This window comes from Ruegeria sp. CDSC021 (assembly GCF_059610845.1).
The window spans coordinates 272,048-298,546 of sequence record NZ_JBXWOK010000002.1 but is presented as its reverse complement, the minus strand read 5'-3'; the positions used below and the strand labels follow the sequence as shown (position 1 = coordinate 298,546).

General features: G+C 57.6%; 25 protein-coding genes. 5 read left to right on the top strand and 20 right to left on the bottom strand.

Translation table 11 applies throughout. The annotated features are described in order from the left end of the window. Positions 1-8: 8 nt before the first annotated feature. The 9 genes from AC2FGB_RS06405 to AC2FGB_RS06365 all read right to left on the bottom strand — a co-directional run bounded on the left by AC2FGB_RS06405 (position 9) and on the right by AC2FGB_RS06365 (position 8,526). Complete coding sequence (locus tag AC2FGB_RS06405; RefSeq protein WP_142635745.1) at positions 9-992, bottom strand: type II secretion system F family protein; 984 nt, start codon at positions 990-992, stop codon at positions 9-11. 13 nt (positions 993-1,005) lie between these two features. Next, positions 1,006-2,034 carry a type II secretion system F family protein gene (locus AC2FGB_RS06400; RefSeq protein WP_496688845.1) on the bottom strand — a complete coding sequence of 343 codons (1,029 nt, stop codon included), beginning with the start codon at positions 2,032-2,034 and terminating at the stop codon, positions 1,006-1,008. A gap of 11 nt (positions 2,035-2,045) precedes the next feature. Next, positions 2,046-3,443: a TadA family conjugal transfer-associated ATPase gene (locus AC2FGB_RS06395; protein WP_496693638.1), complete on the bottom strand. Its 1,398-nt coding sequence runs from the start codon at positions 3,441-3,443 to the stop codon at positions 2,046-2,048. Between the two features lie 48 nt (positions 3,444-3,491). Beyond that, positions 3,492-4,697 carry a CpaE/TadZ family protein gene (locus AC2FGB_RS06390; RefSeq protein ID WP_142635739.1) on the bottom strand — a complete coding sequence of 402 codons (1,206 nt, stop codon included), beginning with the start codon at positions 4,695-4,697 and terminating at the stop codon, positions 3,492-3,494. Positions 4,698-4,708: 11 nt separating this feature from the next. Continuing rightward, positions 4,709-5,347, bottom strand: coding sequence for a TadE/TadG family type IV pilus assembly protein (locus AC2FGB_RS06385; protein WP_496693637.1), 639 nt, complete (start codon positions 5,345-5,347; stop codon positions 4,709-4,711). Further along, positions 5,344-5,835, bottom strand: coding sequence for a TadE/TadG family type IV pilus assembly protein (locus tag AC2FGB_RS06380; protein ID WP_271948250.1), 492 nt, complete (start codon positions 5,833-5,835; stop codon positions 5,344-5,346). The genes AC2FGB_RS06385 and AC2FGB_RS06380 overlap by 4 nt, the downstream gene beginning before the upstream one ends. Continuing rightward, a complete protein-coding gene (locus AC2FGB_RS06375) occupies positions 5,832-7,316 on the bottom strand; it encodes a pilus assembly protein TadG-related protein (RefSeq protein ID WP_496693636.1) in 1,485 nt (494 codons plus the stop codon). The genes AC2FGB_RS06380 and AC2FGB_RS06375 overlap by 4 nt, the downstream gene beginning before the upstream one ends. Before the next feature lie 30 nt (positions 7,317-7,346). Continuing rightward, a complete protein-coding gene (gene cpaB / locus AC2FGB_RS06370; protein WP_142635731.1) occupies positions 7,347-8,174 on the bottom strand; it encodes a Flp pilus assembly protein CpaB in 828 nt (275 codons plus the stop codon). Between the two features lie 163 nt (positions 8,175-8,337). Next, entirely contained in the window at positions 8,338-8,526 is a 189-nt protein-coding gene (locus tag AC2FGB_RS06365) for a Flp family type IVb pilin (RefSeq protein ID WP_271948255.1), read from the bottom strand. Between the two features lie 381 nt (positions 8,527-8,907). Between AC2FGB_RS06365 and AC2FGB_RS06360 the strand changes: the two genes are divergently transcribed. Further along, positions 8,908-9,906 carry a LacI family DNA-binding transcriptional regulator gene (locus tag AC2FGB_RS06360; protein ID WP_496693635.1) on the top strand — a complete coding sequence of 333 codons (999 nt, stop codon included), beginning with the start codon at positions 8,908-8,910 and terminating at the stop codon, positions 9,904-9,906. Here the strand turns inward: AC2FGB_RS06360 and AC2FGB_RS06355 are convergent, their stop codons facing one another. Together AC2FGB_RS06355 and AC2FGB_RS06350 are read right to left on the bottom strand one after the other, a co-directional pair. Beyond that, the gene (locus tag AC2FGB_RS06355) at positions 9,907-11,040 is read right to left on the bottom strand and encodes a Gfo/Idh/MocA family protein (protein ID WP_496693634.1); all 1,134 of its coding nucleotides are present in this window, start codon (positions 11,038-11,040) and stop codon (positions 9,907-9,909) included. Between the two features lie 37 nt (positions 11,041-11,077). Then, complete coding sequence (locus tag AC2FGB_RS06350; protein ID WP_496693633.1) at positions 11,078-12,181, bottom strand: Gfo/Idh/MocA family protein; 1,104 nt, start codon at positions 12,179-12,181, stop codon at positions 11,078-11,080. Between the two features lie 126 nt (positions 12,182-12,307). On the opposite strand from AC2FGB_RS06350, the gene iolC reads away from it, so the two are divergent. The 3 genes from iolC to AC2FGB_RS06335 are packed head-to-tail and all read left to right on the top strand — an operon-like array spanning position 12,308 to position 14,958. Then, complete coding sequence (gene iolC / locus AC2FGB_RS06345) at positions 12,308-13,276, top strand: 5-dehydro-2-deoxygluconokinase (RefSeq protein WP_496689155.1); 969 nt, start codon at positions 12,308-12,310, stop codon at positions 13,274-13,276. A 9-nt stretch (positions 13,277-13,285) separates the two neighbouring features. Continuing rightward, positions 13,286-14,122 carry a 5-deoxy-glucuronate isomerase gene (locus tag AC2FGB_RS06340; protein WP_496688854.1) on the top strand — a complete coding sequence of 279 codons (837 nt, stop codon included), beginning with the start codon at positions 13,286-13,288 and terminating at the stop codon, positions 14,120-14,122. After that, entirely contained in the window at positions 14,119-14,958 is an 840-nt protein-coding gene (locus AC2FGB_RS06335) for a class II fructose-bisphosphate aldolase (protein ID WP_496688856.1), read from the top strand. The genes AC2FGB_RS06340 and AC2FGB_RS06335 overlap by 4 nt, the downstream gene beginning before the upstream one ends. A gap of 49 nt (positions 14,959-15,007) precedes the next feature. On the opposite strand, the gene AC2FGB_RS06330 is transcribed toward AC2FGB_RS06335, so the two are convergent. The 9 genes from AC2FGB_RS06330 to iolG all read right to left on the bottom strand — a co-directional run bounded on the left by AC2FGB_RS06330 (position 15,008) and on the right by iolG (position 24,700). Further along, a complete protein-coding gene (locus tag AC2FGB_RS06330) occupies positions 15,008-15,766 on the bottom strand; it encodes an SDR family NAD(P)-dependent oxidoreductase (RefSeq protein WP_496688858.1) in 759 nt (252 codons plus the stop codon). After that, a complete protein-coding gene (iolB, locus tag AC2FGB_RS06325; protein ID WP_281972475.1) occupies positions 15,763-16,569 on the bottom strand; it encodes a 5-deoxy-glucuronate isomerase in 807 nt (268 codons plus the stop codon). The genes AC2FGB_RS06330 and iolB overlap by 4 nt, the downstream gene beginning before the upstream one ends. Positions 16,570-16,608: 39 nt before the next feature. After that, entirely contained in the window at positions 16,609-17,790 is a 1,182-nt protein-coding gene (locus AC2FGB_RS06320; protein WP_496693632.1) for a phytanoyl-CoA dioxygenase family protein, read from the bottom strand. Between the two features lie 48 nt (positions 17,791-17,838). Beyond that, positions 17,839-18,738: a myo-inosose-2 dehydratase gene (gene iolE, locus AC2FGB_RS06315; RefSeq protein WP_142635712.1), complete on the bottom strand. Its 900-nt coding sequence runs from the start codon at positions 18,736-18,738 to the stop codon at positions 17,839-17,841. Further along, the gene (gene iolD / locus AC2FGB_RS06310) at positions 18,735-20,567 is read right to left on the bottom strand and encodes a 3D-(3,5/4)-trihydroxycyclohexane-1,2-dione acylhydrolase (decyclizing) (protein WP_496693679.1); all 1,833 of its coding nucleotides are present in this window, start codon (positions 20,565-20,567) and stop codon (positions 18,735-18,737) included. Before iolD ends, iolE begins: the two co-directional genes overlap by 4 nt. A gap of 83 nt (positions 20,568-20,650) precedes the next feature. After that, positions 20,651-21,472, bottom strand: a complete 822-nt coding sequence (locus AC2FGB_RS06305; protein ID WP_142635708.1) for an ATP-binding cassette domain-containing protein — start codon at positions 21,470-21,472, stop codon at positions 20,651-20,653. A 1-nt stretch (position 21,473) separates the two neighbouring features. Continuing rightward, positions 21,474-22,580: an ABC transporter permease gene (locus AC2FGB_RS06300; RefSeq protein ID WP_142635706.1), complete on the bottom strand. Its 1,107-nt coding sequence runs from the start codon at positions 22,578-22,580 to the stop codon at positions 21,474-21,476. Between the two features lie 68 nt (positions 22,581-22,648). Next, positions 22,649-23,569 carry a sugar ABC transporter substrate-binding protein gene (locus AC2FGB_RS06295; RefSeq protein WP_142635704.1) on the bottom strand — a complete coding sequence of 307 codons (921 nt, stop codon included), beginning with the start codon at positions 23,567-23,569 and terminating at the stop codon, positions 22,649-22,651. 117 nt (positions 23,570-23,686) lie between these two features. Further along, on the bottom strand, positions 23,687-24,700 hold the full coding sequence (gene iolG, locus AC2FGB_RS06290; protein WP_271948273.1) for an inositol 2-dehydrogenase: 1,014 nt from the start codon (positions 24,698-24,700) through the stop codon (positions 23,687-23,689). Positions 24,701-25,065: 365 nt separating this feature from the next. Between iolG and AC2FGB_RS06285 the strand changes: the two genes are divergently transcribed. Beyond that, the gene (locus AC2FGB_RS06285; protein WP_496693631.1) at positions 25,066-26,493 is read left to right on the top strand and encodes a tyrosinase family protein; all 1,428 of its coding nucleotides are present in this window, start codon (positions 25,066-25,068) and stop codon (positions 26,491-26,493) included. The last annotated feature ends 6 nt before the right edge of the window (positions 26,494-26,499 follow it).

Below are 26,499 nucleotides of genomic sequence, written 5' to 3'. Positions count from 1 at the left end.
CCAGCGTCTTAGGGGCCAAACGCATCCATATAACGGATCACGATCGGGGCCAGGATCAGCCCAGCGATTGCAGGCAGCATAAAACTGGCCATAACCGCCGACATTTGGACAGGCAACTTGTTGGCCTTTTCCTGTGCCCGCACCTCGCGCAGTTCACGCATTTCTTCGGCATAAGTGTTCAAAGCCGCAGCCAGGGGAACGCCAAACCGGGTCGATTGCAGCACAACGCTTACGAATGAGCTCATTTCCTCGATACCTGTTCGACGCGCCATACGCATCAGCGCGGTATCTCGGTCACGCCCTGCCTGAATCTCGGAAAGCGCAATCAGCATCTCTTCGGACATTTCTGGCGCGACAAGTTGCATTTCGACCGCCACTTTCAGCAAGGCCTGATCAAAACCGAGGCCAGCCTCGATACCGATCTGAAGCAGATCCAGCATGTTCGGAAACGCATTTTCCATCAGACGCTTGCGCTCTTTGATCCGGGCGCCCATCCATAACTGCGGTATGAGATACCCGATCCCGCACAATACGCCGACATTCCGGATAATCTCGAACGCGTTCAGGCTGGACGTATATTCCGCGATCCGCGCACCCAAGTTGTTTGCCGGTTGCCAGGACATCAGGAAGAGGAAGGCCAGCGGCAGGAACGTCGCCAGCCCCAAACGGATAAGATAGAAATTCACGATTGCGTTTTTGCTGCGAAATCCGGAACGCGCCAACACTTGCCCAACTTCGAAACGTACACTGGCATCGCTGGGTATCAGGGCCGCACTCAAACCTGTCGGCGCTTCGCCCTCGACTTTTTCAGGAACTGCCCGTGACAAAGCCTGACGTGGTCGGCTTGACACCATGCGCTCTGCGGCTGTGGACCGTTCGCTAAGCGAGGACGAGATACCAAGAAACGCTACGACCGCACCTATCAGCACACAACCCAGAACCAGGATCTGCGTTGATAATTCGCTATCAAAAATCGAACTCAAATACTCCATCGAATACGCCTCTTCAAATCCGGAAATTCACAAGCTTGAACATCACAATCGCGTTCAGGACGATGGTCACTGCGATAACGCTCATGACTGGCACAAAGGCCGGAGAGTCCGCGACATCGCCATAATATGTCGGCGTCATGATGGTCATGAACACGGCAATGCCAACGGGAATGGATGACAGGATATAAGCCGTCATGCGGCCTTCGGCCGAGATGGCCTTGACCTTGCGACGCAATGACATTCGCGCTCGGATCACGCGGGCCAGCGTGCGCAAGATGCCGGCCAGGTCACCACCTGTGCCGTGCTGCATCATCAGCGCAACAGCTAGATACTGGATATCTTCTTCATCGATGCGGTCAGCCATGCTTTTGATCGCAGTCGTCAGTTCTTCGCCATAAGAGACCTGATCAACGACCAGCCCAAACTCAGTTCCAATTGGGTCAGGCATTTCTTCGGCGACACTTTGTAAGGTTGTGTTCAGTGGGTGCCCCACCTTCAATCCACGGGACATCAGGTCCAGCGCATCGGGCAACTGCTTGATCAACGCCGCCTTGCGCTTGCGCAACGTCACCCCCAACGCAACCAGTGGCGCGATCAGGAAAACAAGGGCGCAGGTGGGGACCACTTTCAACGGATCAGCCACCATAGACCCACCAATGGCCGAGATCAGAAAGGCTGCGCCGCAACCGGCCAGAAACATTTCGGGAACCATGTTCAGGCCCGAAACCTTCAACGCCAGAGGCAAATCCCCCACCAGCGGGAAACTCCGCAACAGTGGCTTGGCTTCCTGCGGTTTCAACAGGCTGAGGACATCCTCACCCGACTTCCCCTCGGACAGCATCTGAATTCGGCGGTTGATCGCCTCTTCGCGGTTTTCGCCACGCCGCATAAACTGACGCAGCCCTTCAAAAGCAATCAGCGCACCCAGGAAAACCGCAAGCGCCAGAACAAACCTGACATCGAACCCGGCAACTTCCATTTCCGGGCCGATCAGGTTGTTGATGTTCAGATTGGCCAGATATGACCTGATTTCCTCGAACATCCCGGACCTCCTTAGTTGAACTTGACCGTGGACAGGTCGACCCCGGCAGCCGCCAGTGCATCGCTGGATTTTGGCCGAATTCCCGTGGGCATGAACCGGCCCAGAACCTTGCCATCTTCATCCTTGCCTTCGCGCTTGAAGACAAAGATGTCCTGCATGGTGATGATGTCGCCTTCCATTCCAGTCACTTCCGAGATTGAAGTAACCCGGCGCGTCCCGTCTGACAGTCGGTTCAACTGAAGTACAAAGTGGATGGCCGAAGCGATGGTGGCCCGGATCGCCGAATGCGGCAGCTCCATCCCGCCCATCTGTACCATCTGTTCGACCCGAGACAGCGCATCGCGTGGACTGTTGGCATGAACGGTCGTCATCGAACCGTCATGGCCGGTATTCATCGCCTGCAGCATGTCGAAGGCCTCTGATCCGCGCACCTCGCCGACCACAATACGGTCAGGGCGCATCCGCAGCGCGTTGCGGACAAGATCACGCTGGGCCACAGCGCCGGTCCCGTCCAAACCGGCTGGGCGGGTCTCCATGCGGAGAACATGTTCCTGCTGCAGTTGCAGTTCAGCAGCGTCTTCGATGGTCACGACCCGTTCGTTGCCGCCGATATAGGAAGACAAGGCATTCAGCATCGTCGTTTTTCCTGATCCGGTTCCTCCGGAAATCAGGACATTCATCTTTGCCTCGACCAGACCGCGCAACAACGACGCGGCACTGTCATTCAATGCATCGTTCTTAACCAACCGCTCCATCGTCAGCGGTACGCGCGCGAATTTACGGATCGATAAGGCCGGCCCGTCCAGCGCGCAGGGCCGAATGATCGCGTTTACACGGCTGCCATCCTCAAGCCGCGCATCCACCCAGGGTTGGCGTTCATCAATACGACGGCCGACACGACTGACAATCTTGTCGATGATCCGAAGCAAATGACGTTCATCCCGAAAACGCGCCGAGGTTTTTTCCAGAATACCTGAACGTTCGACGAAAATCTGCTTGTGACCGTTCACCAGAATATCGTTGATCGAAGGGTCGGCCAGCAAAGGCTCCAGTGGCCCAAGCCCAAGCACCTCGTGCATCAGTTCTTCGACCAAAAGCTTGATTTCCTCAGACCGCATGGCCCGGCCCTCGGACCGCAACAGATCAGTTGCGTGTTTGCCGATTTCGCCCCGCAATGTGTCTTCTTCGACCTTGTCGATCACAGCCAGATTCAGCTTATCAAGCAACGAGTTGTGCATTCGAGCCTTGAGGTCAATACGGTCCATCTCGCGCTCGCGCTCCATGGCACGGCGTTCGGCGTTCTTGACCTCGATATCAGCAACATTTCCGTTCGGCTGTTTCGTGTCCAACGGCACAACTTTTGGGGATTGGGATGTTGTGCGACCCGTTCTGTCAAATTCACGAAACATTCTGCTTTACCTTTTACTTAACTGATCTTCACATCTTCGGACTTCGATTTACTGTTTGCCCACGCGTGGCGGCAGAGAAACTGTGGTTTCCTGCGCGATGCGGCGGATGGCCCGTGTCAGAGGCGCCCGGTTTGAGACCTCTTGCAGAGGTACGCCCCGATCCACGCATTCACGAACGGTTCGCTCATCCTTGGGGATCCAGTGGGCGAAATCCTGTTCCAACAGCTTTGCCGCTGCGCGGTGGTGCGCGGCCGGGATCAGGGGTTTCTTTTCCAGGCTCGCAACCAGCTGGATTTCCAAGGCCGGGTTTTCGGCGTGATAGAAATCCATCAATTTCCGTGCTGACCGGATCGAAGGCACCGCGACATCCGTCACCAAAAGCAGCCGGTCGGCTTGCGACAAAACCGGCGTGATCCACTCGACCAGAGCTCGCGGCAGATCAATAATCACATAATCATGGCTGCGCTTAAGGCTGTCCAAAATGGCCGAGATCTGTTCTTCATTAATGGCACTGAGAGGACCAAAGCGCGACGGTGCAGCCAGAACATCAACCCCACAGGGGGATTTGGTCATGGCCTGTTCCAGAAAGGCGCCATCGGGAATGCTCTCATCCATCGCCATCCGCCACATGGCGTCACTTTCCTCAACATCCATCAGGGCGGCAATAGATCCGAACTGAAAATCCAAATCGACAACCGCGACTTCGTTGGCGGCTTTCTTCTTGAAGAACCCTTCCTTGGCCTGTAGCTCGTTGGCCAGATTGGCAGCGACGATAGACGATCCAACCCCACCACGGGATTTGGCCACGGCGATCACTTTGCCCAGGGTTGCTTGACCGCCCCACACGGCCGGCAACTGCGCTTGACGGCGGGCCCGGATTGCGTCCACCTGCGGCACAATTTCCTCGTCGATCCACTTTCTCGGAAGAACGTCGTCGACACCAAGCTTTTTCAACTGGCGCGCCTTTTCCAAGGGCAGATCCTCGTGGGCCAACGCAATGATGATCGCATTTGGCATACGGGCATCACAGATTTTCCGTGCTGTTTGCAGTAGGTCCCCGGAATTCTCATCCACATCGAACAGAACAACATCATGCTCTGCAGTCAGCGAGATCGCAGAGCCGTTTACCCCCGCAACGGTGTCCTGACGACCGGTGAACCGGCAGTTCGCCTGCCCCCGTAACGAGCCTTCTATGGCCGAGTAAATCTGCTCGTCCGGTGAAATCAACAATACTGAAATCTGCTTGGCACTCATTATGTTTCTCCTTACTCACTCGCCCCGGCCGCCAGATCTTCGGCGGGAACCGATGTGCTCATCGCGGGAAGAGAAATACTGTTGGGGGTATTTGACGCAGGTGTTGTGCCGTTCGACGCAAGAGCGGCCAGACCGGCGATTGGCATCATGAAGTTAAAGTCTACGTTAACAAGTTCGGCGGTAACGACCGGCGTATATGGCCCCCCTAAAAATCCAAGGCGCGCGTCATGCGAATATCCGATCTGCACGTTGGCGGCAGTCGTTCCCGGTGGCAGCAACATGCGGATATCATTCCAGACACGTGCGCCGTAATCCGTCGCGGTATTCAACGGGCAAGGCGCAGGCAGGGCAGGCACGGCACAGACATTGCCACTGCGGCAGAGCACCCCAAATTTCGTACTTGTAGGAGCGCCGCTTGCCAGCGTGTGCTCGGTCGGCAACGCACCGCAAAGCGGAGGCCCAAGAGTTGCCAGCCGGGATGCTTTTTGCATCGCCTTCTGCGCCATGGTTGTCGACCAGAACAACCGGCCATAATCCACTATGCCGAACATCAGCAACAGGAACAGTGGAATGACCATCCCCAATTCGACCAGGGCGGCGCCACGCTCCTGACGCCGGAAGGTCCGCAGGATATGCGACACCCGGGTCATACGCCGAACACCCGGCTCTGATCCGAAATCACCGTGTCAAGCGTGCTAACAGCCCCGCCGAACAGGCCCAGAACATTGCCCAGGATAAAATCAATCTGGATTTTCGCGGTCACTTCGACCACTGAGGTCGGGTCAATACGATAGCTGCCAGACCGCGATATGCAGGTCGGGGTTACATCTACCAGCGTTGTTCCGACCGGCAAATGCGCCCCACCGCCCAGTCGGTTGGCGACAATATCTGTGGCCATTGCATCATAGCTTGCGACGCCTCCCGCGCTGCATAGATCCAGCGGTGCGATTCGAGCGATCATGCGTGACGCATCCCGTACGCCGGCAGATGTCGCCTGATGTATCCAGGTGATCCGGCTGCCCTCGATGATCACAACAAAGAACAGCAAGATAACCGGCAGAACCATGGCGAACTCGACCATCGGCGCGCCAGACTCGCAGCGCTGAAAGCGTGAGAGGAAGCGACCCAGCGGCTTCATCGGTACAGCCTCACGACATCGCGGAAAATGCCATCAACGGCACTGCCACCAACTCCGCCGCCAACCTGTTTGACCACCTCGACGAAGATGTCAAAATCCGAACCTGTGGATTCTTCAAGTGGCTGAAACAGAAAGACTTTTACGAATTCCTTCACCGGCACATCGGTGGCCCGCCCGGAAACCGGGTTCGCGGTGCAGTCAATCGCTGCGGCGATGAACGTACGCCGCTCGGGATCGGTGCTGGGTTGGCCTGAACATTGGGCGCGGCCGGTCTCGTCCCGTCCGGTGACGATATCGCCTGACCCGGCCCGGCTGACCTCATCCAGATATACCTGATACCGGGTGTTTCCTGTCGGTGCACCCTGCGCATGCGGTGTCAGCGTACCGTCCGGTCCAACGCCATAATTCATAAGGTTGTAAGCTGCTTGCCCTGACGTCCAGTTGCCATCGCCAAAACGGCTGCCATTGCAAAGACCACTCACCGGGTCAAAGCAATCATCCGGCGGCATTGGAATAGTATTGGTCGACAGGTCCGGGTTGTTTTTCACACAGCCCCCGCCGGAATGGTCCCAGCCTGAAATCACATTTGGACCCGGCGCATAGTCTGGATCGTTCTTCAGTTGGTTCATGGTCGCCTGGAACATATCGAACCGCGAATTGTAGATCGCGCTGCCAATCCCGTTCCGCTGACCGGGTTCGGTGTCGACACCGCGCTGAGACACGCATTTGGTCAGGTTCCCATTCGCAGCAATGAGGCAGATATACAGCTTTGAGCCAGTTAGACCGGCGCATGGCCCGTTTGGATTGATCCCGATATCCGTTGGATCCAGAAATCCGAAATTCCCCGGCCCCCAGGCCGAGTTGTTGCCGCCAGTACGCAATTTGATGGAAGCGCCGATATTGGCGCTGGAGGTCCAGCCCGACGGGATGCAGAACATCAACGGCGTTACGTCACAGGCATATGCTGAATACCCAGCGATCGAGACTGAATTCACCTCTCCGGACGGGCTGGCGACACCCAGCAAGCTGGCCAGCGATCGGCCAAAGGGCAGGAAAACAGTCCGTGGTGTCGCGGTCACCTCGACCAAGACGGCACGCGCCGGGTCTGTCGTCACAAAGGGCGAAACCGAGTCGTTATCGTCTGGGTCTGCCACCGGAGTAGGCAATCCGGTCAGAAAGCGAAGCGAAAAATCCGCAGAAGTTCCAAGGCTTTGGCTGCCATCCGCGAAAAACTGTTCGTCGTCGATCATGCCGGATGCCGCAGCTGTTGCACGTGTAATGGCGTCAGCATTGCCATCCAGCTCTCCTGCGGCGGCAAGCGCCACGTGGTCGGTATAGGCTTGCATGTCAGTTTGGGTAGAGGCGATACGCCCCAGATCAAAAGTCAGTGCAGCCATTCCGATCATGACGACCATGAATATGCCGACAAAAACCAGAATTGTGCCGTCTTCTTTGTCCCTGATTTTGCGTAGCGAAGTCATATCAACCTCCCTCGAAAGACCAACCTGACCTCAGTTCACCGGCTCAGTTGTTGCACTGGTGTTCCCAAAGACCTGAATTTCCTGAACGTCGGTTGCCCCACGGCGAACTTTCACAATCGGCCTGGGCGTGCCCTCTTCTAGCGGTGATTTTTCAAGGAGGATGTCGCTGAGGCGAACCGCTTCCAGCGGCTTATCCTCTTCTGTTTGCAGAGACCGCAGAGACAGGCTGAGCTGCCCGGCCTTCTGCGCCAGAGCCAACTTCTGACCTTCATCCGGGGTGACCTCGATCGTAACCGTGCGGGCAATGCCCGGTTGGTCAAGCTCTTCATCCGCGGTTTGGTCCACGCCGATGACCCGGATATTCTGCAGGATCGTCACTGCACGCAGTGTATCATTGGTGCCGCGGGTCAGAACAATGTCGACAAAGTCGCCAGGCGTTACAAATCCGCCTACCCCTGTCTGCGCGTCGACATTGATCGCCATCGCGCGGTTATTCTCGCCAATCGTCTGAACGATTGTCACTTTTTCACCAAAATCGGAAACTTTCGAGGTCAAAAGAATTTCACCCTGCGCCAAAGCGCGCTTGGCCCGGCGAGGTTCTATGCCGGCGGCAGGCAGGACATCATCAAAGCTTGTAAAAACACCTGCAGGCACAGATGCAGTAGGCCAATCAATGGTCGTCAGCTTGTGCCCTTCGATCGGCGTTCCGAACGCGATATCTTCGGCCACGGCCACAACACGAACTATGGTTGGTTCACCCGCTGACTGATTCCGTCGGATTTGATCCTGTGCCAGAATGACTGCGCCACCCGCCAAACCTATTCCCAGGAAAGTCATCAAAAATGATTTAATACGCATGGTATCCTCCAATTCCCGGGAAAACTCAGGATAATTACTTAATTGGGCCTGAATGGCCAAACAGACCGCTTATGCAAATCAAAGGTGGTCTGGTAGGAAACTGACGCCCCACTCTTGCGAATGGGAAGTCAGGTTTTTTTCACTTAGGAAATTGGCGCGCAGCTTAAGGCGTTGTCCGCTGGGCTGCCGAGTTTGCATCACTAAAGTTGCTGCTGGTCGTGCCAGCCAAATTAGTCAGAATTGTCCCGCCGACGACAATCGCAACAAACAGCGCGATGCCATATTCAACCAGGGTGGCGCCACGCTCGTCTTTGCGCAGCTTCAGAAATACTTTGCGAATTCCATTCAACATTACTTGAACTCCAGACTGTTTTACCAAAGTGCGAAATCCCGCACTGACACGAGGAACACACCCCCGTTAACTAAATCGTTACCTATGAGGAGGTGCCGAAACCTCCCCACAAACGAAAAGAAATTCCCGCTTAGGGCGAATTTTCGATCATTTTGGGCGGAAATGCGTCAAATCGCGGACCGATTTACGGTGCGCGGCGGCAGATTTACCTGATCTCCCGTCAGAAAGAATCGACTGGTGAGAAGCTGCTCGGGGTCAATAAACCGGGCCCCGCGTCAAACGAGCAATCATTTGCAACCGATTGCAGCCGCCAGACTAACTGGCTTAGTATCACGACATGAAAATGTCTGTCATCCCAACTTTCTTCTGCAGGTACGAAACATGAGCGTCACCCTAAAAGACGTCGCAGCTCTGGCCGGGGTGTCGCGCTCTGCCGTGTCGCGCACCTTTACCGAGGGCGCCTCGGTTTCGGCAAAAACCCGAAGCAAGGTGGAAAAGGCCGCGGCGGAACTGGGTTACAGCCCAAACGCCCTGGCCTCGTCCCTGACCACGGGGCGGACAAAACTGATTGGGTTGATCTCGAACAACTTTCACAACCCGATTTTCCTTGAAGTGTTCGATCAGTTCACACGTGCCTTGCAAGAACGTGGATTACGCCCGTTGATCGTGAATCTGACGGATGAGACCGAGCCTGCCAATTCCGTTCGGATGCTGCGCCAGTATTCTGTTGACGCTGCCATCGTGGCCTCTTCGACCCTGCCGCCTAGTTTCGCCAAGGCGTTTCACGATGCCGGTGTTCCGGTTGTGCATACGTTCGGGCGCTCGGCGACCTCACCAGAGGTACATGTCGTCGGGATCGACAATGTCGAATGTGGTCGCATGGCAGCCCGCGAGCTAAAGGCGCGGGGTTATCGGCGCGTTGGATATTTAGGCGGGCCAAAAGATGCGACCTCGGCCATGGATCGCTATCAGGGCTTTATGGAAGAGGTCGAAAAGCACCCCGATCTTGAGGTGACATACTCTTTCGCCGGGGCCTATTCATTTGAGGCGGGGCGCGCTGAAATGCTGGATCTGCTAAAGGGTCAACCAGCCGAAAGCTATTTCTGCGGCGATGACATTCTGTCCGTCGGTGCGCTGTCCGCTCTGTCGGATCACGGGCTGAAACCGGGCAAGGATATCGGGATCATCGGCCTGAATGACATGGAGATGTCGCGTTGGGAAAGCGTGAATCTGACGACCATCCACCAACCGATCAAGCAAATCATCACCTCGTCTGTGGATCTGGTGGAAGAGATGCTGAAAGACCCCGAGCGTTATCCCGAGGCCCGCATTTTCCCCTGCCGCGTAGTCGAAAGGGGCACGCTGCGCCCCCGCACCTAGTCAGCGGAACATAGGGGGGCGCGCATCCTTCCAGGCTCCGTCTTCATTGCCCGACGCAACGGCAGCATGGACCGCTGCGATAGACCGCACCCCATCCGCTGCGCCTGGCAACCCGTCGCGGGTTTCGCCACGAATGGCATCGGCCAGATCGCAATAGATGTTGGCCACAGCCAAGGGAAACCCTTCAGGATGTGCGATGGCCACCCGCGACAGGCGCTGGGCGTCCTCGTACAAGCCACCTTCGCCCTTTTCAATGATCTGTGTGCGGCCGCCGACCGGTGTATAGAGCAACTGGTTGGGCTGTTCCGAGGTCCAGCGCAGACCGCCGGTTTCACCGAAGACCTGAATGTCGAACCCATGTTGGCGCCCGATCGCAACGGACGAAGTCCACAAGCGCCCGACGGTGCCACGCTCTGTCCGGAAGTTGACCATGGCATCATCCTCCAGCACGCGGCTTGATATGGTCGAGGCCATGTCGGCGGACAGCGACGTGACCTCATCATCGCAAATGAAGCTGGCCATATGCAGCGCGTGTATACCGCAATCCGCGAACTGCCCCGAGACACCGGCCATCGCCGGATCATACCGCCAGCGCACGCGCGGATTGTCGGCGTCAGTGGCATCCCCGTGGTGGCCGTGGCTGAAATTCGTCACGACCAGACGCACCTTGCCGATATCCCCGACCCTCACCATTGCACGTGCCTGGCGCACCATCGGATAAGCCGAATAGCAATAATTCACGGCGCATAGCTTGCCCGATGCTTCGGCGATGCGCACGATCTCTTCGCCTTCTTCCACGGTCATCGTCATCGGCTTTTCGCACAGAACGTTAAAACCCGCCTCGAGATAGGCCTTGGCAATTTCAAAATGGGTCGAGTTCGGTGTCGCGATTGTAACCAGATCGATGCGGTCGCTACGGTCTTTTTCACCGGCTAGCATCTCTTGCCAGTCGCCATAGGCGCGATCAGTTGCAACGCCCAGACGCTGTGCATATTCACGTCCCACGTCGGGGCGGTGGTCCAACGCTCCGGCAGCGAACTCAAACAGCCCATCGGCCTGTGCGCCAAGGCGGTGCGCAGGGCCAATCTGGCTGCCTTCACCGCCACCGATCATGCCCCATCTCAGCTTTGTCATGGTCTTAGTCTCTCTTTGGAAATTGGGTGGTGTGCTTTCAGAAATCGCTGATATCTGTCCATTGCCGCCCGTCTGACGATGCCAATGCAGCCGCCAGAACGCGGTTCACCTCGTGCCCATCGTGGAAGGTGGGCCAGATATTCTGCCCGGAATGGATGGCCTGCAGGAAATCCTTGGCCTCGATAATGATCTGATCCTGATATCCTGTCCCGTGGCCAGGGCCCTGGCAAAAGGGCTCGTAATCCGGATGCGCGGGGCCGGTCAGGATCTTGGTGAACCCGCGCGTGGCCTCGGGGCCTTCGCGGCGATACAGCCACAGGGCGTTCTGATCCTCTTGATCGAACCGGATCGCACCTTTGGTACCCGAGATCTCATAGGCGTAACCCATCTTGCGACCCGTTGCGACGCGGCTGAAATAAAGGTTTCCCATGACCCCGTTTTCAAAACGGCACATCATCTGCGCGTGATCATCATTGGTAACTTCGCCGCCGGGGCGATGCCGGTGCACCGTCTCCACATCGGCCATAACCTGAGTGATCGGCCCGATCAGCGCCAACGCACCATTCACCATATGCGGAGCAAGATCGCCGATGGTTCCATTGGCCATTCCCGTTGTGCGCCAGGTTGCCGGGGCCTCGGGGTCGGCATAGAAATCCTCAGTATGTTCGCCACGGAACCATGTGACCTGACCGATTTCCCCTTCAACAATAAGCTGACGCGCATATTGGCTGGCGGGCGTACGGATATAGTTGAACCCGACCATGTTGATTGCACCTGTGGCCTCGGCTGCCGCCACCATCGCGCGGCTGTCGTCCAAGGACGCCCCCAAGGGTTTTTCGCACAGCACCGGTTTACCAAGGGCAAACGCCGCCTCAGCGATTTGACGGTGTGTCGACTGAGGTGAGGCGATCACAATGGCCTCGACCTTTGGATCCTCGACCAACATGCGCCAGTCATCGGTGGCGCGCTGGAACCCGTAGGCGGCACGATAGACTTCCGCGCTTGCAGATGTCGAGGCACAGATCACCTCAAGTCGCGGGCGCAGCACGGTATCGAACACCGCACCTACCGCTGACATCGCGACCGAGTGGGCCTTGCCCATATAGCCGCCGCCAACAATTCCAATTCCAATTTCAGGCATCTGCCGCGGCCTCGCACATATCATTTGCAACCGGTTGCAAAATCAGTATCGTGTGAATCGATTCAACGCAAGGATCAACACACCTTGCCGACCCTTTTCGCCGGAGGAAATGACTTGACCGCTTTGATGGACGGTATCAAAGGAAACCGCTTTGGCGTCTTGGGTCGTGCGGGCATGGACCTGTTTGCCGATCCCATCGGCGAGAAAAGTGAGGATGCCGACGCGTTCCGGGCCGATCTGGGCGGTTCATCGGCAAATATATGTGTGGGTCTGGTCAAGCTGGGCAGTCAAGCGTCGCTGATCACCTCGGTATCTGACGACGCGGTCGCGCGGTTCTGCCTGAACCGGCTGGCGCATTACGGCGTCGATACGTCCAACATACGGGTTGTAAGGGGCGAATACCGCATGTCGCTGGCAATCTACGAAAGCCGGACAGAAGATTTCCAGAATGTCATCTACCGCAATGGCGCAGTCGATTTCCAAGTCACCGAAGAGGATATGGACCAGGTCGATTTCAGCTCCTTCTCGGCTGTGATCTCGGCCGGAACCGTCTTTGCGGCCGAGCCTTCGCGCAGCGCCACATTCCGGGCCATCGACACGGCCCGTAAGGCCGGTGTGCCCGTAATATTTGACATAGACTATCGCCCTTACAGTTGGCCCTCACCCGAAGTCGCGTCCGAGGTCCTGTCCCGCGCCGGTGACGCCAGTGATCTGATCGTAGGCAATGACGAAGAATTCGGTTTCATGGCGGGCGGGATAAACAAAGGGTTTGCCAAGGCGCAGGAACTGGCGGCCAAACCAGGCCGCGTGGTGATCTATAAAATGGGTGAAAAAGGCGCCATCACGCTGATGGGCGGGCAGGAATTTCAGACAGGCATCTATCCGGTGACTGCCGTCAAGCCGAATGGCGCAGGTGACAGTTTCATGGCCGGGTTACTGGCCTCGGTTGCAGCGGGGTACTCGCTGAAGGACGCGGTGATGCGCGGTTCGGCCTGCGCCTCGATCGTCGTGTCTCAACCCGGCTGCGCGCCCGCGATGCCGACCACCGAACAGCTGGACGCGTTTCTGGCCACCCATCCCGGCCCCACGGCATAGGAGATCCCAATGCATATCGCCCCCTATGACAACCAGAACAAACCCATCGTGGATGTCGATGACCCAATGGTGCCCCTGAACTATTTCAACATCGTCAAACTGAAACAGGGCGAGGCGTTCGAATATCAAGTGCCGGGATATGAGACCTGCATCGTCCCGGCCACAGGTACGGTCGATGTGGATGTCGAAGGCGTGCAATTTGCCAAGCTGGGCAACCGAGGAGAGGATGTCTGGGATGGAGAGCCAGAGGGCGTTTATGCACCTGTTGGCGCGAAGGTGCAGATCGTCTGCATCTCGGATCATTCCGAAGTCTTCATCGCAGGCGCCAGATACGACAAGGTTTTGGACCCGTTCGATGTCCGCCAGCACGATCTGGTGCAATACGGCAGCGACGACACCAAAACCCACCGCAAGATCAAGCACATCCTGGGCCAGAAACAGCATGACAAGGTGGGCCGTCTGCTGGTGAGTGAGCTGTTCACCGTGGGTCAGGGCGGCTGGTCGGGATTTCCCAGCCACAAACACGATACCAACCGCCTGCCGGATGAGACCCGCCATGACGAGACCTATAATTTCCGTTTCAAACCCAACTGGGGCTCTGGCCTGCAGATGCTGCAGCGCGAGGATAACGAACCGGGCGACGCCTATCATATCATGGACGGATCGACCGTCTGTATCGACAAGGGTTATCACCCCTGCTGCGTCCTGCCGGGGTATGAGATGTATTATTTCACGATCCTCGGCGGCCTGACCCAACGCTCGCTAGTCCAGTATTTCCAACCCACCCATGCCTATCAGATCGAAACCATACCGGGCATCAAAGACATGATTGCAAAATTCAAATGACCCTCGCCACACTGAAAGACGTTCTGCAACCGGCTTATGAACAAGGCTATGCCGTGGGCGGCCTGGTCACGTTAGGATGGGAGGATATGCGCGCCTATGTGGCCGGAGCCGAGGCCGAAAACGCGCCTCTGATCCTGCAGGCCGGACCCAGTTGCCGCGAGCACACACCCCTGCCCATTCTGGGCAAGATGTTCCGCTATCTGGCCGAAAACGCCTCTATCCCCGTCGTCGCCCACCTGGACCATGGGTACACGTTCGAGGACTGCAAAATCGCGTTGGACAGCGGCTTTACCTCGCTGATGTTCGACGGGTCGCGTAAGCCATTGCAGCAAAACATCGATGAGACCGCGGCCATTGCCGAAATGGCCCATGCGGCAGGGATTTCATGCGAGGGAGAGATCGGCTTTGTGGGGTATTCCGGTGGCGAAGGCTCAAATGGTACCGACCCCGAGGAAGCCGCGAAGTTTGCACGCGAAAGCGGCGTCGACGCGATGGCGATTTCGGTTGGCAATGTTCACTTGCAGCAAAACAAAGAAGGTGGCCTGGATGAGGCGCGTATCGCCGAAATCGATGCCGTGACCGAAGTGCCTTTGGTCATTCATGGCGGGTCCGGTGTGCCGGTAGAGCAGCGTATGAAGCTGGCGCGCGAGACCTCGATCTGCAAGTTCAATATCGGGACCGAGCTGCGTATGGCATTCGGAAATGCCATGCGTGAAGCCGTCAATCGTGATCCTGAACGGTTTGACCGCGTCACGATCCTGAAGGAAACGCACGACCCAGTTGAGGCTGCTGCCCGCACCGTGATCCGTGCCTTTGGCGCCCCGCCGCAGCATTAGGGCGTCAAGTTACCAGTCGGTCGGGAGCGCACCGTCAAGCGGCATCACCTCAGATCGAGCCGCCTTCGACCATGAAATTCCCCGCGCTGCACATGGCCGCGTCGTCCGAGGCCAGAAACAGGACCATGCGCGCCACATAGATCGGCTCAATCGGGTCCGGGAGACATTGACGATCCACCTGCTTGGCCAGCGCCTCGGGTGTCACCCATAACTCTTTTTGCCTCTCCGTCATGATCCAGCCCGGAACTACCGTGTTCACCCTGATGCGATGGTCGCCCAGCTCGCGCGCCATGGTGCGGGTCAGGCCGTGAACGGCAGATTTGGCGGTGGCATAGGCCGGGAACCCCGCCCCGCATTCCCACCAGGAATTCGAGCCTAGGTTGACGATGGCCCCCTTGCCCTTAGCGATCATGCCCGGGGCCACCGACTGGATGGCAAAGAACATATGGCGGATATTGGTTGCCATTCGGTCATCCCAATACTCCGGCGTTACCTCGCGCCAGTCGTGGCGTTCGTCATGGGCAGCGTTGTTGACCAGAACATCCGCCTCGCCCAGCGCGGCGACCAGCCGCTCGAAGGCGGCCTGCAATGCCTCAATGTCGCGCAAATCGCATTGGGCAAAGGCATGCTGCCCATCCAGTTCTGCCAGCAGCGCTTGGCCCGCATCTGCGTTCAGATCAACAAACCCGACCCTGGCCCCCTGGGCGGCAAAGGCGCGAACCGTTTCGGCGCCGATCCCCCCGGCCCCGCCGGTGATAAAAACTGTTTTTCCCGCAAGACCGGGGTAATTCGCAAAATTCGCGCTCATGCGTCACGCTCCATGATCCATTCAACTTCGGGGGCGGCAACAAAGCGCCATTTCCGCAATGGGCCGGCCATGACGTTCAGATAGTACATCTCAAACCCATAGGGCGCACCGCAGGGATGATGCCCGCGCGGGACGATCACGACATCGCCATCAGATACAGCCATAGCCTCGTCCAGATCGCCATCATCGGTATAGACCCGCTGAATGCCGAACCCGTTCGAGGGGTTCAAACGGTGGTAATAGGTCTCTTCCAGATAGGTTATGCGAGGAAAGTCATCCTCATCATGGCGATGGCTGGGGTAGGAGGACCAGTGGCCATTGGGCGTGAAGACCTCGGTCACCAGCAGGCTGTCAGCGACGTCTTCGGCCTCCATCGCGATATTGTTGATATAGCGGGTATTCACACCCTTCCCGCGTTCGGTCAGTGTGATGCCACCCGGCCCGATCCGTCGCGCCGGGTGGCCACCTGTGCCGGGAGCCGAACACACGGCCACAACACAATCGGTTTCCGCCACGGCCTGCCAATCGGTTCCGTTGGGCAGGTACAGACAATGCGGCGGCGTCTTTTCAAAGACATCCATGCGGTCACCCAGCACACCCCAATCCTGCCCGGCCCCGGTGATATGCGCCTTGCCCTCGACCATGACCAGTATGACCTCATTGTCACCGGTTTCTTCGGTCGCCCTGTCGCCTGCGCGTAGGTGGTAAAGACCGAACCCGACATAGCGCCATCCCGCAGAGGCAGGGGTGATGTCATGCACCTTGCCATAGGGGCCGCGTGGTTTCCTGAGCAGGTTGGCCATGGGGCCTCCTTTCTGGGCGCGCTGGCCCGGTTCGTAACGTCAGGCGGATTGTCGGGTTTTCAACGCCGAAAGTGCCGAGGTCAGTTGCTCTGACGTCCATTCTTCGGCGACCGCACGCCGCAAGATATCCGCCTGGCTTTCCGGAGCATTACCGCCAATCGGGGGATCTGTGTCCAGATTTGTCGGAAACGGATAGCCTTCGGCAGTCGCCGCGATGGCCGCGTCCAGCTCGGACCCAGTCAGCTCGCCGCTTCGCTTCAAGGCCACCAGTGACGGCAGTACGGCCTGCGCCATGGACCGGCGGTCGATGGCCTCCATCGCACGACCAAAAGCGGATGAGATCTGCAACAAGTTCGCCATACGGTCGATATCCGTGCTGCGGTTCTCGCCGGCCGAGTGGAACAGTGCGGGGTTGAAGAACACCGCGTCGCCTTTGTTCAACGGCACCTGAACATAGCTCTTCTCAAAGTGGTCCCTGTGCGCGGGGTCGTGAAAGCCAATATATCCGGCTGGATATAGCTGTGAAAACGGCAACAGTTTGGTGGGCCCGCTTTCCACCGGCATGTCACAATGTGCCACTGCCCCCTGCAAGGTCAGCGCCGCCGTCAGCAGATGTGCATGCACCGGGTACCGGGCAGCGCTTTCAGCGGTCTGAAAGCCCAGATGGTAGTCCCTATGCGCCTGCTGTGCCTTACCGCCGGGGCGGACCTGATTGACCTGAGCCGTGACCTGATAGTTCGGCCCCAGCCATGCCTCGCCGGCGGTGGCAACAGCAGCGTTGCCGAAGTATTTTGAGAAACCTTCCGGATCGCGCAGGCAGTGCTTTTGCAGCGCATTCCAGATCCGGTCATTCGCACCCGAGGCGGCAAAATGATCACCCTCGCCTTCGCCGCTTTGGCGTTCCTCGTCGATGATCTGCCGAAAAACCTCGGTCGCCCGGTCGATCACCGACAGATCCTGATAGGCCCCTTTCAGCGCGATCACCCCGGCGGATTGGTTCAGCACATGGCCCCATTCCGCCATCAAAGCGCGCCGTTGCCCTGTATCTTCCAGCGCGGGACGCAGGGCATTCATGTCATAGACGGGGACGTTCTTTTCGATCATCGCGGCCTGCGGAACCATGTCCGAGGTCAGTTTCCGAGAGGTCAACACCTTGAATTCGTCCAGATCACAGGATTCCCGGTCAAAATACCCGACATATCCAATTCTTTGACTTACCATGATTTTCTCCTTCTTCATGGCCTTGGTGTTGCCCCTTGGGGCGGTTTGTTAGTTGGTGATCTCCAATCTTGCCTGAGCGCAGACATCGACAATGTGGTCGTAACCCATCTTGGAATACTCTTGGGGTGGGGCCTTGGCGGGGTCCTGTTCGGCCTCGACCACGATCCAGCCGCTATAACCCATAGATTTCAACGCATTCGCCACGGCTTGAAAATCAATGCAACCATCACCAGGCACGGTGAACGCGCCCGCGACGACAGCATCCAGGAAACTGCGGTTATTCTCGCGCACATCCTGGACAACGGCCGGGCGGATGTCCTTGAAATGCACATGGCGCACCCGGTCGCCCCACCGATTGAGCGTCGCCATTACATTGCCCCCACCAAACAGCAAGTGGCCGGTATCAAAGCACAAGCCAACCTCGGGGCCCGACCCTTCCATCAACCAGTTCACATCCTCTTCGCTTTCGATAATCGTGCCCATGTGGTGGTGATAGGCCATCGGCATGCCCTGATCAGCCATCCATTTGGCCAGCTCGGTGATTTTGGCGGCATAGGCCAACACCTCATCCCGGGATAGTTTCACCCGGTCATTAACCGCGACCCCGATCTGCCCCTGCACGGTGTTCGAACATTCGGCATAGACGATGCACGGGCTGTCGAGCGCTACGAATTGTTCGACCTGCGCGCGCACGGCCTCGCGCTCGGTGGCAAAATCGTTAACCAGAGAAGCCCCAGAACACCAACCGCCACACAGGACGATATCATTGGTGTCGAGATAGGCGCGCAGACCTTCGGTATCGCCGGGCATCCGCTGACCGCGTTCGACGCCGGTATAGCCGATCTCGCGCGCCTCTTTCAGGGCCTGTTCCATCGTGTAAGCCGCGGTCAGGTCCGGCAGATCATCGTTCTGCCAGGCAATCGGAGAGATGCCGATCTTCACGCTCATTTCGTGTTTCTTTCCTTGATGGCAACCTCATAGGCTGCGCGCTTTTCATTCACTTCCGGGCGGATGCTGACCTCGGGCACGGCCACTTCCCACCAGGTGCCGCCATATTCGGTCGACGGGTACGGATCGGTGTCTATGACGACCACATAGGGGCCGGTGACCTCGCCACGTTTGGCCAATGCCTGCTCCAGCTCAACGATCGAGCCCACCTTGACCGAGGTCGCCCCCATCGCCGCCGCATGCGCAGCGAAGTCTATGGCCGAGGGCGTTTCGTGCACCGCATGATCCAGCAGATTGTTAAACTCGGCTCCGCCAGTGCCCATTTGCAGACGGTTGATGCAGCCAAAGCCCCGATTGTCGGTGATCACCACGGTGAAAGAGACCCCCATCATCGCCGCCGTCGCCATTTCCGAGTTTGCCATCATATAGGTGCCGTCACCGGTAAAGCAGATCACGTCGCGATCGGGCTGGGCCATCTTGATCCCCATTGCACCGGCGATCTCGTAGCCCATGCAACTGAACCCGTATTCCATGTGATAGGCACCGGGGCGGGGCGCTTTCCACAGTTTGTGCAGCTCACCCGGCATGGTGCCCGCGGCGCACATGACCACAGTGTTATTGTCCGAGGCGCGTTGTACCGCACCCACCACCTGCATATCCGTAGGCAACGCGTTTCCATCACCGGGCGCGTCGGTCAGTGCATCCACCTTGCCAAACCAATCTGCCTTCAGCGTGTCCGCCACCGGGTCGGCCCGGTAGCCGTGCAAGGCTTCGCCAAGTTCCTCTAACCCGACACGCGCATCGCTTTGCAGCGGCATTGCGCCGTGTTTTTCGGCGTCATAGGCGGCTGTGTTCAGGCAGATCATCTCGCGGTTCGGATTGGAAAACAGCCCCCAGGACCCGGTGGTAAAGTCCTGCAACCGCGTCCCAACAGCAAGCACCAGATCGGCCTCGGCGCAGGTGGCGTTGGCCGGTTCACCACCGGTTACACCAACCGGGCCAAGGTTCAACGGATGATCCCAGGCCAGCGCCGATTTCCCGGCCTGCGTCTCGGTGATCGGGATATTGTGGGATTCCACAAAGCTCTGCAGCACATCCGTCGCTCCGGAGTAATGCACGCCACCTCCGGAAACGATAACGGGACGTTTGGCTGATCTGATCGCAGCCACCGCACGGGCCAACTCCGCCTCATCCGGGCGAATGCGGCGCTGATACCAGACCCTCGGCTCGAAGAAACTCTCGGGATAGTCATAGGCTTCGGCCTGAACATCCTGGCAAAAGGCCAACGTCACAGGCCCGCAATCGGCCGGATCGGTCATGGTGCGAAAGGCACGAGGCAAGGCCGTCAACAGATGTTCAGGCCGCGAGATGCGATCATAGTACCGGCTGACCGGGCGAAAACAGTCATTGGCACTAACCGTACCATCACCAAAGCTTTCGATCTGTTGCAACACAGGGTCAGGCCCGCGGGTGGCAAACACATCGCCGGGGATAATCAGAACCGGCAACCTATTCACATGCGCCAACGCCGCCGCGGTGACCATATTGGTCGCCCCCGGTCCAATGGATGAGGTCACCGCCATCGCCCGCATCCGCCGCGTCTGCTTGGCATAGGCAATCGCGCAATGTGCCATTGTCTGTTCATTTTGCCCGCGATAGGTTGGCAGGCTGTCTTTCGCGCCGTGCAGCGCTTCGCCCAGCCCGGCCACATTGCCATGGCCAAAAATGGCCCAGACACCGGCGATAAAGGGCTCGCCCGCTTCGTTCATCTGCGCGCCCAGATAGCGCACCAAAGCTTGCGCTGCGGTCAGTCGGACTGTGTTGCCCATAGTGATACCTTTCAACACAAGGCCATCTCGGCCATTCCTGCAATTTCGAAATTAGCGGGCCTGTGGCCCAGACGGGGGAACGGTTAAACCGTTCCGCCCAAAGAGCCTTCCAGCTGGGCCATTTCCTGACCTCCGGCCATCAGGTCCTGCAATTCCTCGGGTGTGATCTCTCCACGTGTGGCCGTGCCCAGCGTCTTGCCACGATTGAGCACGGTAAAGCGATCACCCACTGCCAGCGCATGGCGCACGTTATGGCTGATAAACACCACACCCACGCCCTGATTACGCACCTTGTCGATGGTTGCCAAAACATTCGATGTCTGACGTACCCCAAGTGCCGAGGTCGGCTCATCAAGGATCAAAACCTTGGCCCCGAAGTAAACCGCCCGGGCAATGGCAACCGTCTGACGCTCGCCCCCTGACAGGGTTCCAACGGCCTGATCCGGCCCGCGCAGATTGATACCCATCTTGCGCATCTCGGCCATACAGACCTCATTGGCCTGGTCGATATCGAACCGTTTCAGCAATCCCTTGCCCTTGGTCGGTTCGCGACCCATGAAGAAATTCCGCGTCACACTCATCAGCGGGATCATCGCCAGATCCTGAAACACGGTCGCAATGCCCGCCTCCATCGCATCGCGTGGCGTGTCAAACTGCAGCGGTTTGCCTTCGAAAAAGATCTCGCCCTTGGTGGGTTTGTGAACTCCGGACATGGTCTTGATGAAGGTCGACTTTCCGGCACCGTTGTCGCCCAGCAGGCAGTGGCATTCGCCAGGCCTGACGTCAAAGCTGACGCCTGCCAGGGCAATAATGTTACCAAAGTGCTTTTCGATATTCTTCATTTGCACGATCGGCGCGACATCCTTTACCGCATCCCCGTGATGGAACTTGCTGTCTTCAGTCATATCAGCGCTCCCCGGTTACGCGTTTGCGGATGGCGTTGTTGAACAATACCGCGATCAGAAGCATTGCGCCCAGGAACACCTGGAACCAGTCCTGATCGAAATCCGTGTAAGTCAGCCCGATGACCACCATGCCAAAGATGATCGCGCCAAAGAACGCCCCGATGGCCGATCCATAGCCGCCGGTCAGCAGACAGCCCCCGATCACCGCCGCAATGATGGCCTCAAACTCTTTCTGGAAGCCACGGCGCGCATCGGTCGATCCCGCGTCGATCACGGTGATGATTGCAACCAGCGCCGCGCAACAGGCGGTTAGCATGAACAAAGAAACTTTGATACGGCTCACCGGCACACCAGAATTCGACGCCGCATTACTGTCGCCACCGGCGGCAAAAATCCAGTTTCCAGCTGGGGTCCGCAGCAAAACATAGGTCGCCGCTAGGGCCAGAACGATAAACCACAAAATCTCGACCGGAATGCCCGGTACTTTCGGCGCCCCGTTTTTGAATGTGTCGATCAATCCGTTTGCAGCCAGCCAGGCAAACAAACCGGCAAAAGCTTCGCCCGAGAAGAACGGGGCCAGCCAGTCGTTTTCGACTACGTCGCGCACGCCACGCAGCTGGGTTGACCCCCCAGTGGCTGCTTTGAGACCCACCAGTGAGAGACCGCGCAGAATGAAAAGGAAAGCCAGAGTTACAATAAAAGAAGGCAAACCCGACCGTATGACGATATTGCCGTTCACCGCCCCAACAAAGGCCGCAAAAACAAATGTCATTGGGATCGCAATGATCAGAGGTAACTGCCAAGTCACCACGCAGACACCAAAGAACAGGCCTGCAAAGGCAACCATCGAACCGATCGACAGGTCAAACTCACCCCCGATCATCAGCAGCGCCGCTCCGATAGCCAGGATACCCAGCTGTGCCGCGGGCGTCATGAAGTTCATAACTCCAGCCAGCGTGAACATGGAATCGTCTGCCGTGAGCGCGAAGAAAATGACCACCAGTACCACACCGGCCATGGCACCAAGCTCTGGACGTTTCATCAGCTTGGTCAGAAACGGTTCTTTCTTTACGCGTTCGTCCGTAGTGACGGGCGCTGACTCACTCATGTTTCCCTCCCAATTCGGTTGAAACGGCGCACCTGGCGCCGTTTCTGTTTTTCACTGTCCCAAACGGATCAGCGGATACCCTGTGCCGACAGGTCGATAACCTGGGCTGCCTTGTCCTGTGTGATCAGGTTCGGACCCGATGGCACGTTGCCACCTGGCATCAGACCGTATTTGGCATGCAGGCCCATGAAGTTCACAGACAGATAGCCCTGCAGATACTGCTGCTGGTCGATGGCAAATGCCGCATCTCCATCGGCGATGGACTGCAGGAAGTTCGCAGACAGGTCGAACGAGGCCACGTTCACATCACGGCCCGATGCTTTCACAGCCGCTACCGTGGGTTCACCAGCCGAACTTGCACCCAGCGCCATGACTGTGTCGACAGCGTCATTCGCGGCCAGAGCGGCCGAGACCTTCGCTTCGATTTCTGAAGGATCGTTCGAGGTCGGCAGAACTTCGACGCTGCCACCAAAGCCTTCGGCAAAACCGGCGCAACGCAGGTCAAGCGCCACATTTCCGACTTCGTGGTTCACACAGATCGCATTTGCGCCACCCATCGAAGCCAGCTTTTCGCCTGCGGCCTTGCCCGCATCAAACTCGTCCTGACCGACATGCAGCAATGCGCCCAGCTGTTTGGACACGTCCGAACCCGAGTTGATCGAGATCACCGGAATTCCGGCAGCAACAGCACGTTCGATTGACGGGCCAAGTGCATCGGCATCCGGGATCGAGACAATCAACCCGTCCGGTTCCTGGTTCACGGCGGCGTCGATCAGCTGTGACATCGCAACCATGTCAAAGGTCTCGGGTGCGCGGTATTCCACGTTCACGCCGACATCCTTGCCCGCTTGCTCAACGCCGTTTTTCACGACGTTCCAGAAGGCGTCATTGGCCTGACCATGAGACACAACGACGATCTCCTGCGCGAATGCAGGCGTGGCCATCGCCAGTGCACCAGCTGCCAGTGCGCCTTTAAAGAAATTATTCATATGGTTTCTCCTCCCGTTTGAACAGTGTGTTGGGGTCTTGGCCCCAATCTTCCGATTAAACCGAATCTTCTTCGCCCCGATCCGGGGCGAAGCTGCCCCAAGTTTCCGCATATCCGATCATTTTGCAACCGGTTTCAAAACTTTGGCCAAAACCATCGACTGTCCGGACTGCGCAGAACGGGTTGCGGCCTCGGCCATAGCAAGCGCGGCGACACCGTCGTCCAGAGTTACAGGCACCCCTGATCCAGAATTTACTGACCTAACGAATGCATCCCATTCGGCGCGATAGGCAGACATGTAGCGTTCAAGGAAAAAGTAAGTCGGCTTGGCACCGGTCACGCCATTCGAAGTTGACTTAACCACTGAGTTTTCAAGGATATTTTGCGCCTGAAGCATCCCTTCTGATCCCAGCAGTTCAACCCTCTGATCATACCCATAAGCCGCACGCCGAGAGTTTTTGATCACAGCGATCCGGCCATCTGCATAAGTCATTGTCACGACCGCCGTGTCCACATCACCTACGGCACCGATTTCGGGGTCAACAACCGATGTGCCCACTGCCGAGATTACTTCCGGCAGGTCACCCATCAGGAAGTTCGCCATGTCGAAATCATGAATCATCATGTCCCGAAACAGCCCTCCTGATACTTTGACATAGCTCACCGGTGGCGGCGCTGGGTCGAAAGATGTAATGGACAACAACTCGGCCTTGCCGACCTCACCAGCCTCAAACGCAGCCTTCAAAGCAGCAAAATTCGGGTCGAATCGACGATTGAAGCCGACCATGACAGGCTGGCCGGTGGCTTTTGCAACGGATTGACAAGCAAAAGCCCTCTCAAGGCTCAAATCAACCGGCTTCTCGCACAATACCGCTTTCCCGGCTTGGGTGGCCGCTTCGATCAGGTCGGAATGCGTATCCGTCGGCGTGGCGATCAGCACCGCATTTATCGAAGGATCGGAAATAATCTCTTGTGACTGTCGCGCATTGGCCCCGAATTCCTCAGCCAAACGCGCCGAAGCTTCGGGCAGTGCATCAGACACCGCGCTCAGTTCACTGTAAGGATGCGCTGCAATAGCCTGCGCGTGAACACGCCCAATGCGCCCAGCCCCCAGCAATCCTACTTTTAGCATCCCGCGCCCCCGATTCCCTTTTTTCGACACCACAATGATTCTCTTTGCAACCGGTTGCAAGAATTATTTCACAGTTACGTGAATTCACCCTTGTTTTCGGGTACTCGGCAAGTGTGCCCACTGCAGCTGCGGCCGTCCAATTCACAAATAAACAGTAACTGGCGCCTCTGACTTAGAATGCAAGCGAAAGGCCGCGCGTCACTCTGAAATCACCTTATCTGGGAAACGCACATCGGCACTGTCAACACCTGTCTAGGCCTACCCTGCTATGGCTTGGATTCATTTTGGTTAACATAAAACCACGCAAGTGTTACACTCGGCGCATTATTAGATTCCAAGATTTATTTGCAGTTTGAGGTATTGTTATGGCCACAAGAATCCGCAAAAACGTTTGGACCCTGCCAGCCAACGACGAAACTCTGATCTGGTATGAGCGTGCTGTCGAAGTTCTCTGGGACCGAGATCTGGAAGACCCGACATCGTGGTTTTTCATGGGCGCAGTTCATGGGCAGCCGCAGAATTTTCCGGACATTCCCGGTTCCGGACAATTCTGGAACCAATGCCAGCACCAAAGCTGGTTCTTCCTGCCCTGGCACCGCGGATATATCACCGCATTTGAGGCCGTCGTCGGCAAAGCCGTCGCCGATCTGGGCGGGCCGCAGGATTGGGCGCTGCCTTATTGGGACTATTCCCAACCCCTGTCAGAAAACCCGAATGCGCGCCGCCTTCCTGTGGCGTTCCGTGAGCCGACCAAGTCAGACGGCACGCGCAACTTCCTGTTTTCCCGCCGACGTGTAGTGGTGAATGGAGATTTCGGATTTCCGGACGACGTGGTGTCGCTGGATGCGTTGGATCATGAAGATTTCACCAATGATACGCCCGGCTTCTCATCAGGGTTTGGTGGCCCGCAAACCGGGTTTCACCCCGGCGGTGGGGACAATGGCGCATTGGAAAGCACGCCCCATAACGATATACACGTTTGGATTGGGGGCTCTGGCGGTTTTATGGCAAATCCGGCCACTGCGGCCTTTGATCCGATTTTCTGGCTGCACCATTGCAACATTGATCGGCTATGGGAAGTCTGGCGCAACGCCGACCCGAGCCATGTCGCCCCACCCTCGCCACTGTGGCGCGCAGGCCAGACATTCTCGATGCATGATGGCGATGGCGCGGCATTCACCTTCAACAGCGAAGAAATGCTGGACAGCACAAGCGTCCTGCACGGGTTTCAATATGACGGCGTTCCAACAGCAGTAGAACCCGCCATTCCAGCAGAGGAGTTCGTCATGGCAGGCAAGGAACCCGAGCTTGCCGGCGCAAGCGAAGCTCCGGTCAAGTTGCGTGGTGCAATGACCACTGCCGGCGTAAAGCTCGACACTTCAGTCGCGTTGATTTCCGGCGCCGAGGCCCCCGGCACCACCCGGCGCGTTCACCTGCATCTTGAGGGGATCAAGGGCCGTGGCATGCCCGGATCTTACCGCGTCATGCTGGATCTTCCGGATGACGCTTTGCCGCCAGCGATTATCGGCACCTTGTCGCCGTTTGGCCTTGAACAGGCAAGCAACCCGGACGGCCCACATGGCGGCAACGGCCTTGCGGTGACTTACGAGATCACAAAGCTGGCCTTCGCACTGGGGCTGAGCCAAGGCGACGCCAACAGGTTGCAAATCCGGTTTCAACGGATGTTTGATGACAGCGAGGCCTTTGGCCAAGTACCAGGGTTGGAACAGATCGCCCCAACAGAACAGCAGCCAGACATTGAGATCGGCCGCATAAACCTTTATTTCGACTGATCGCCC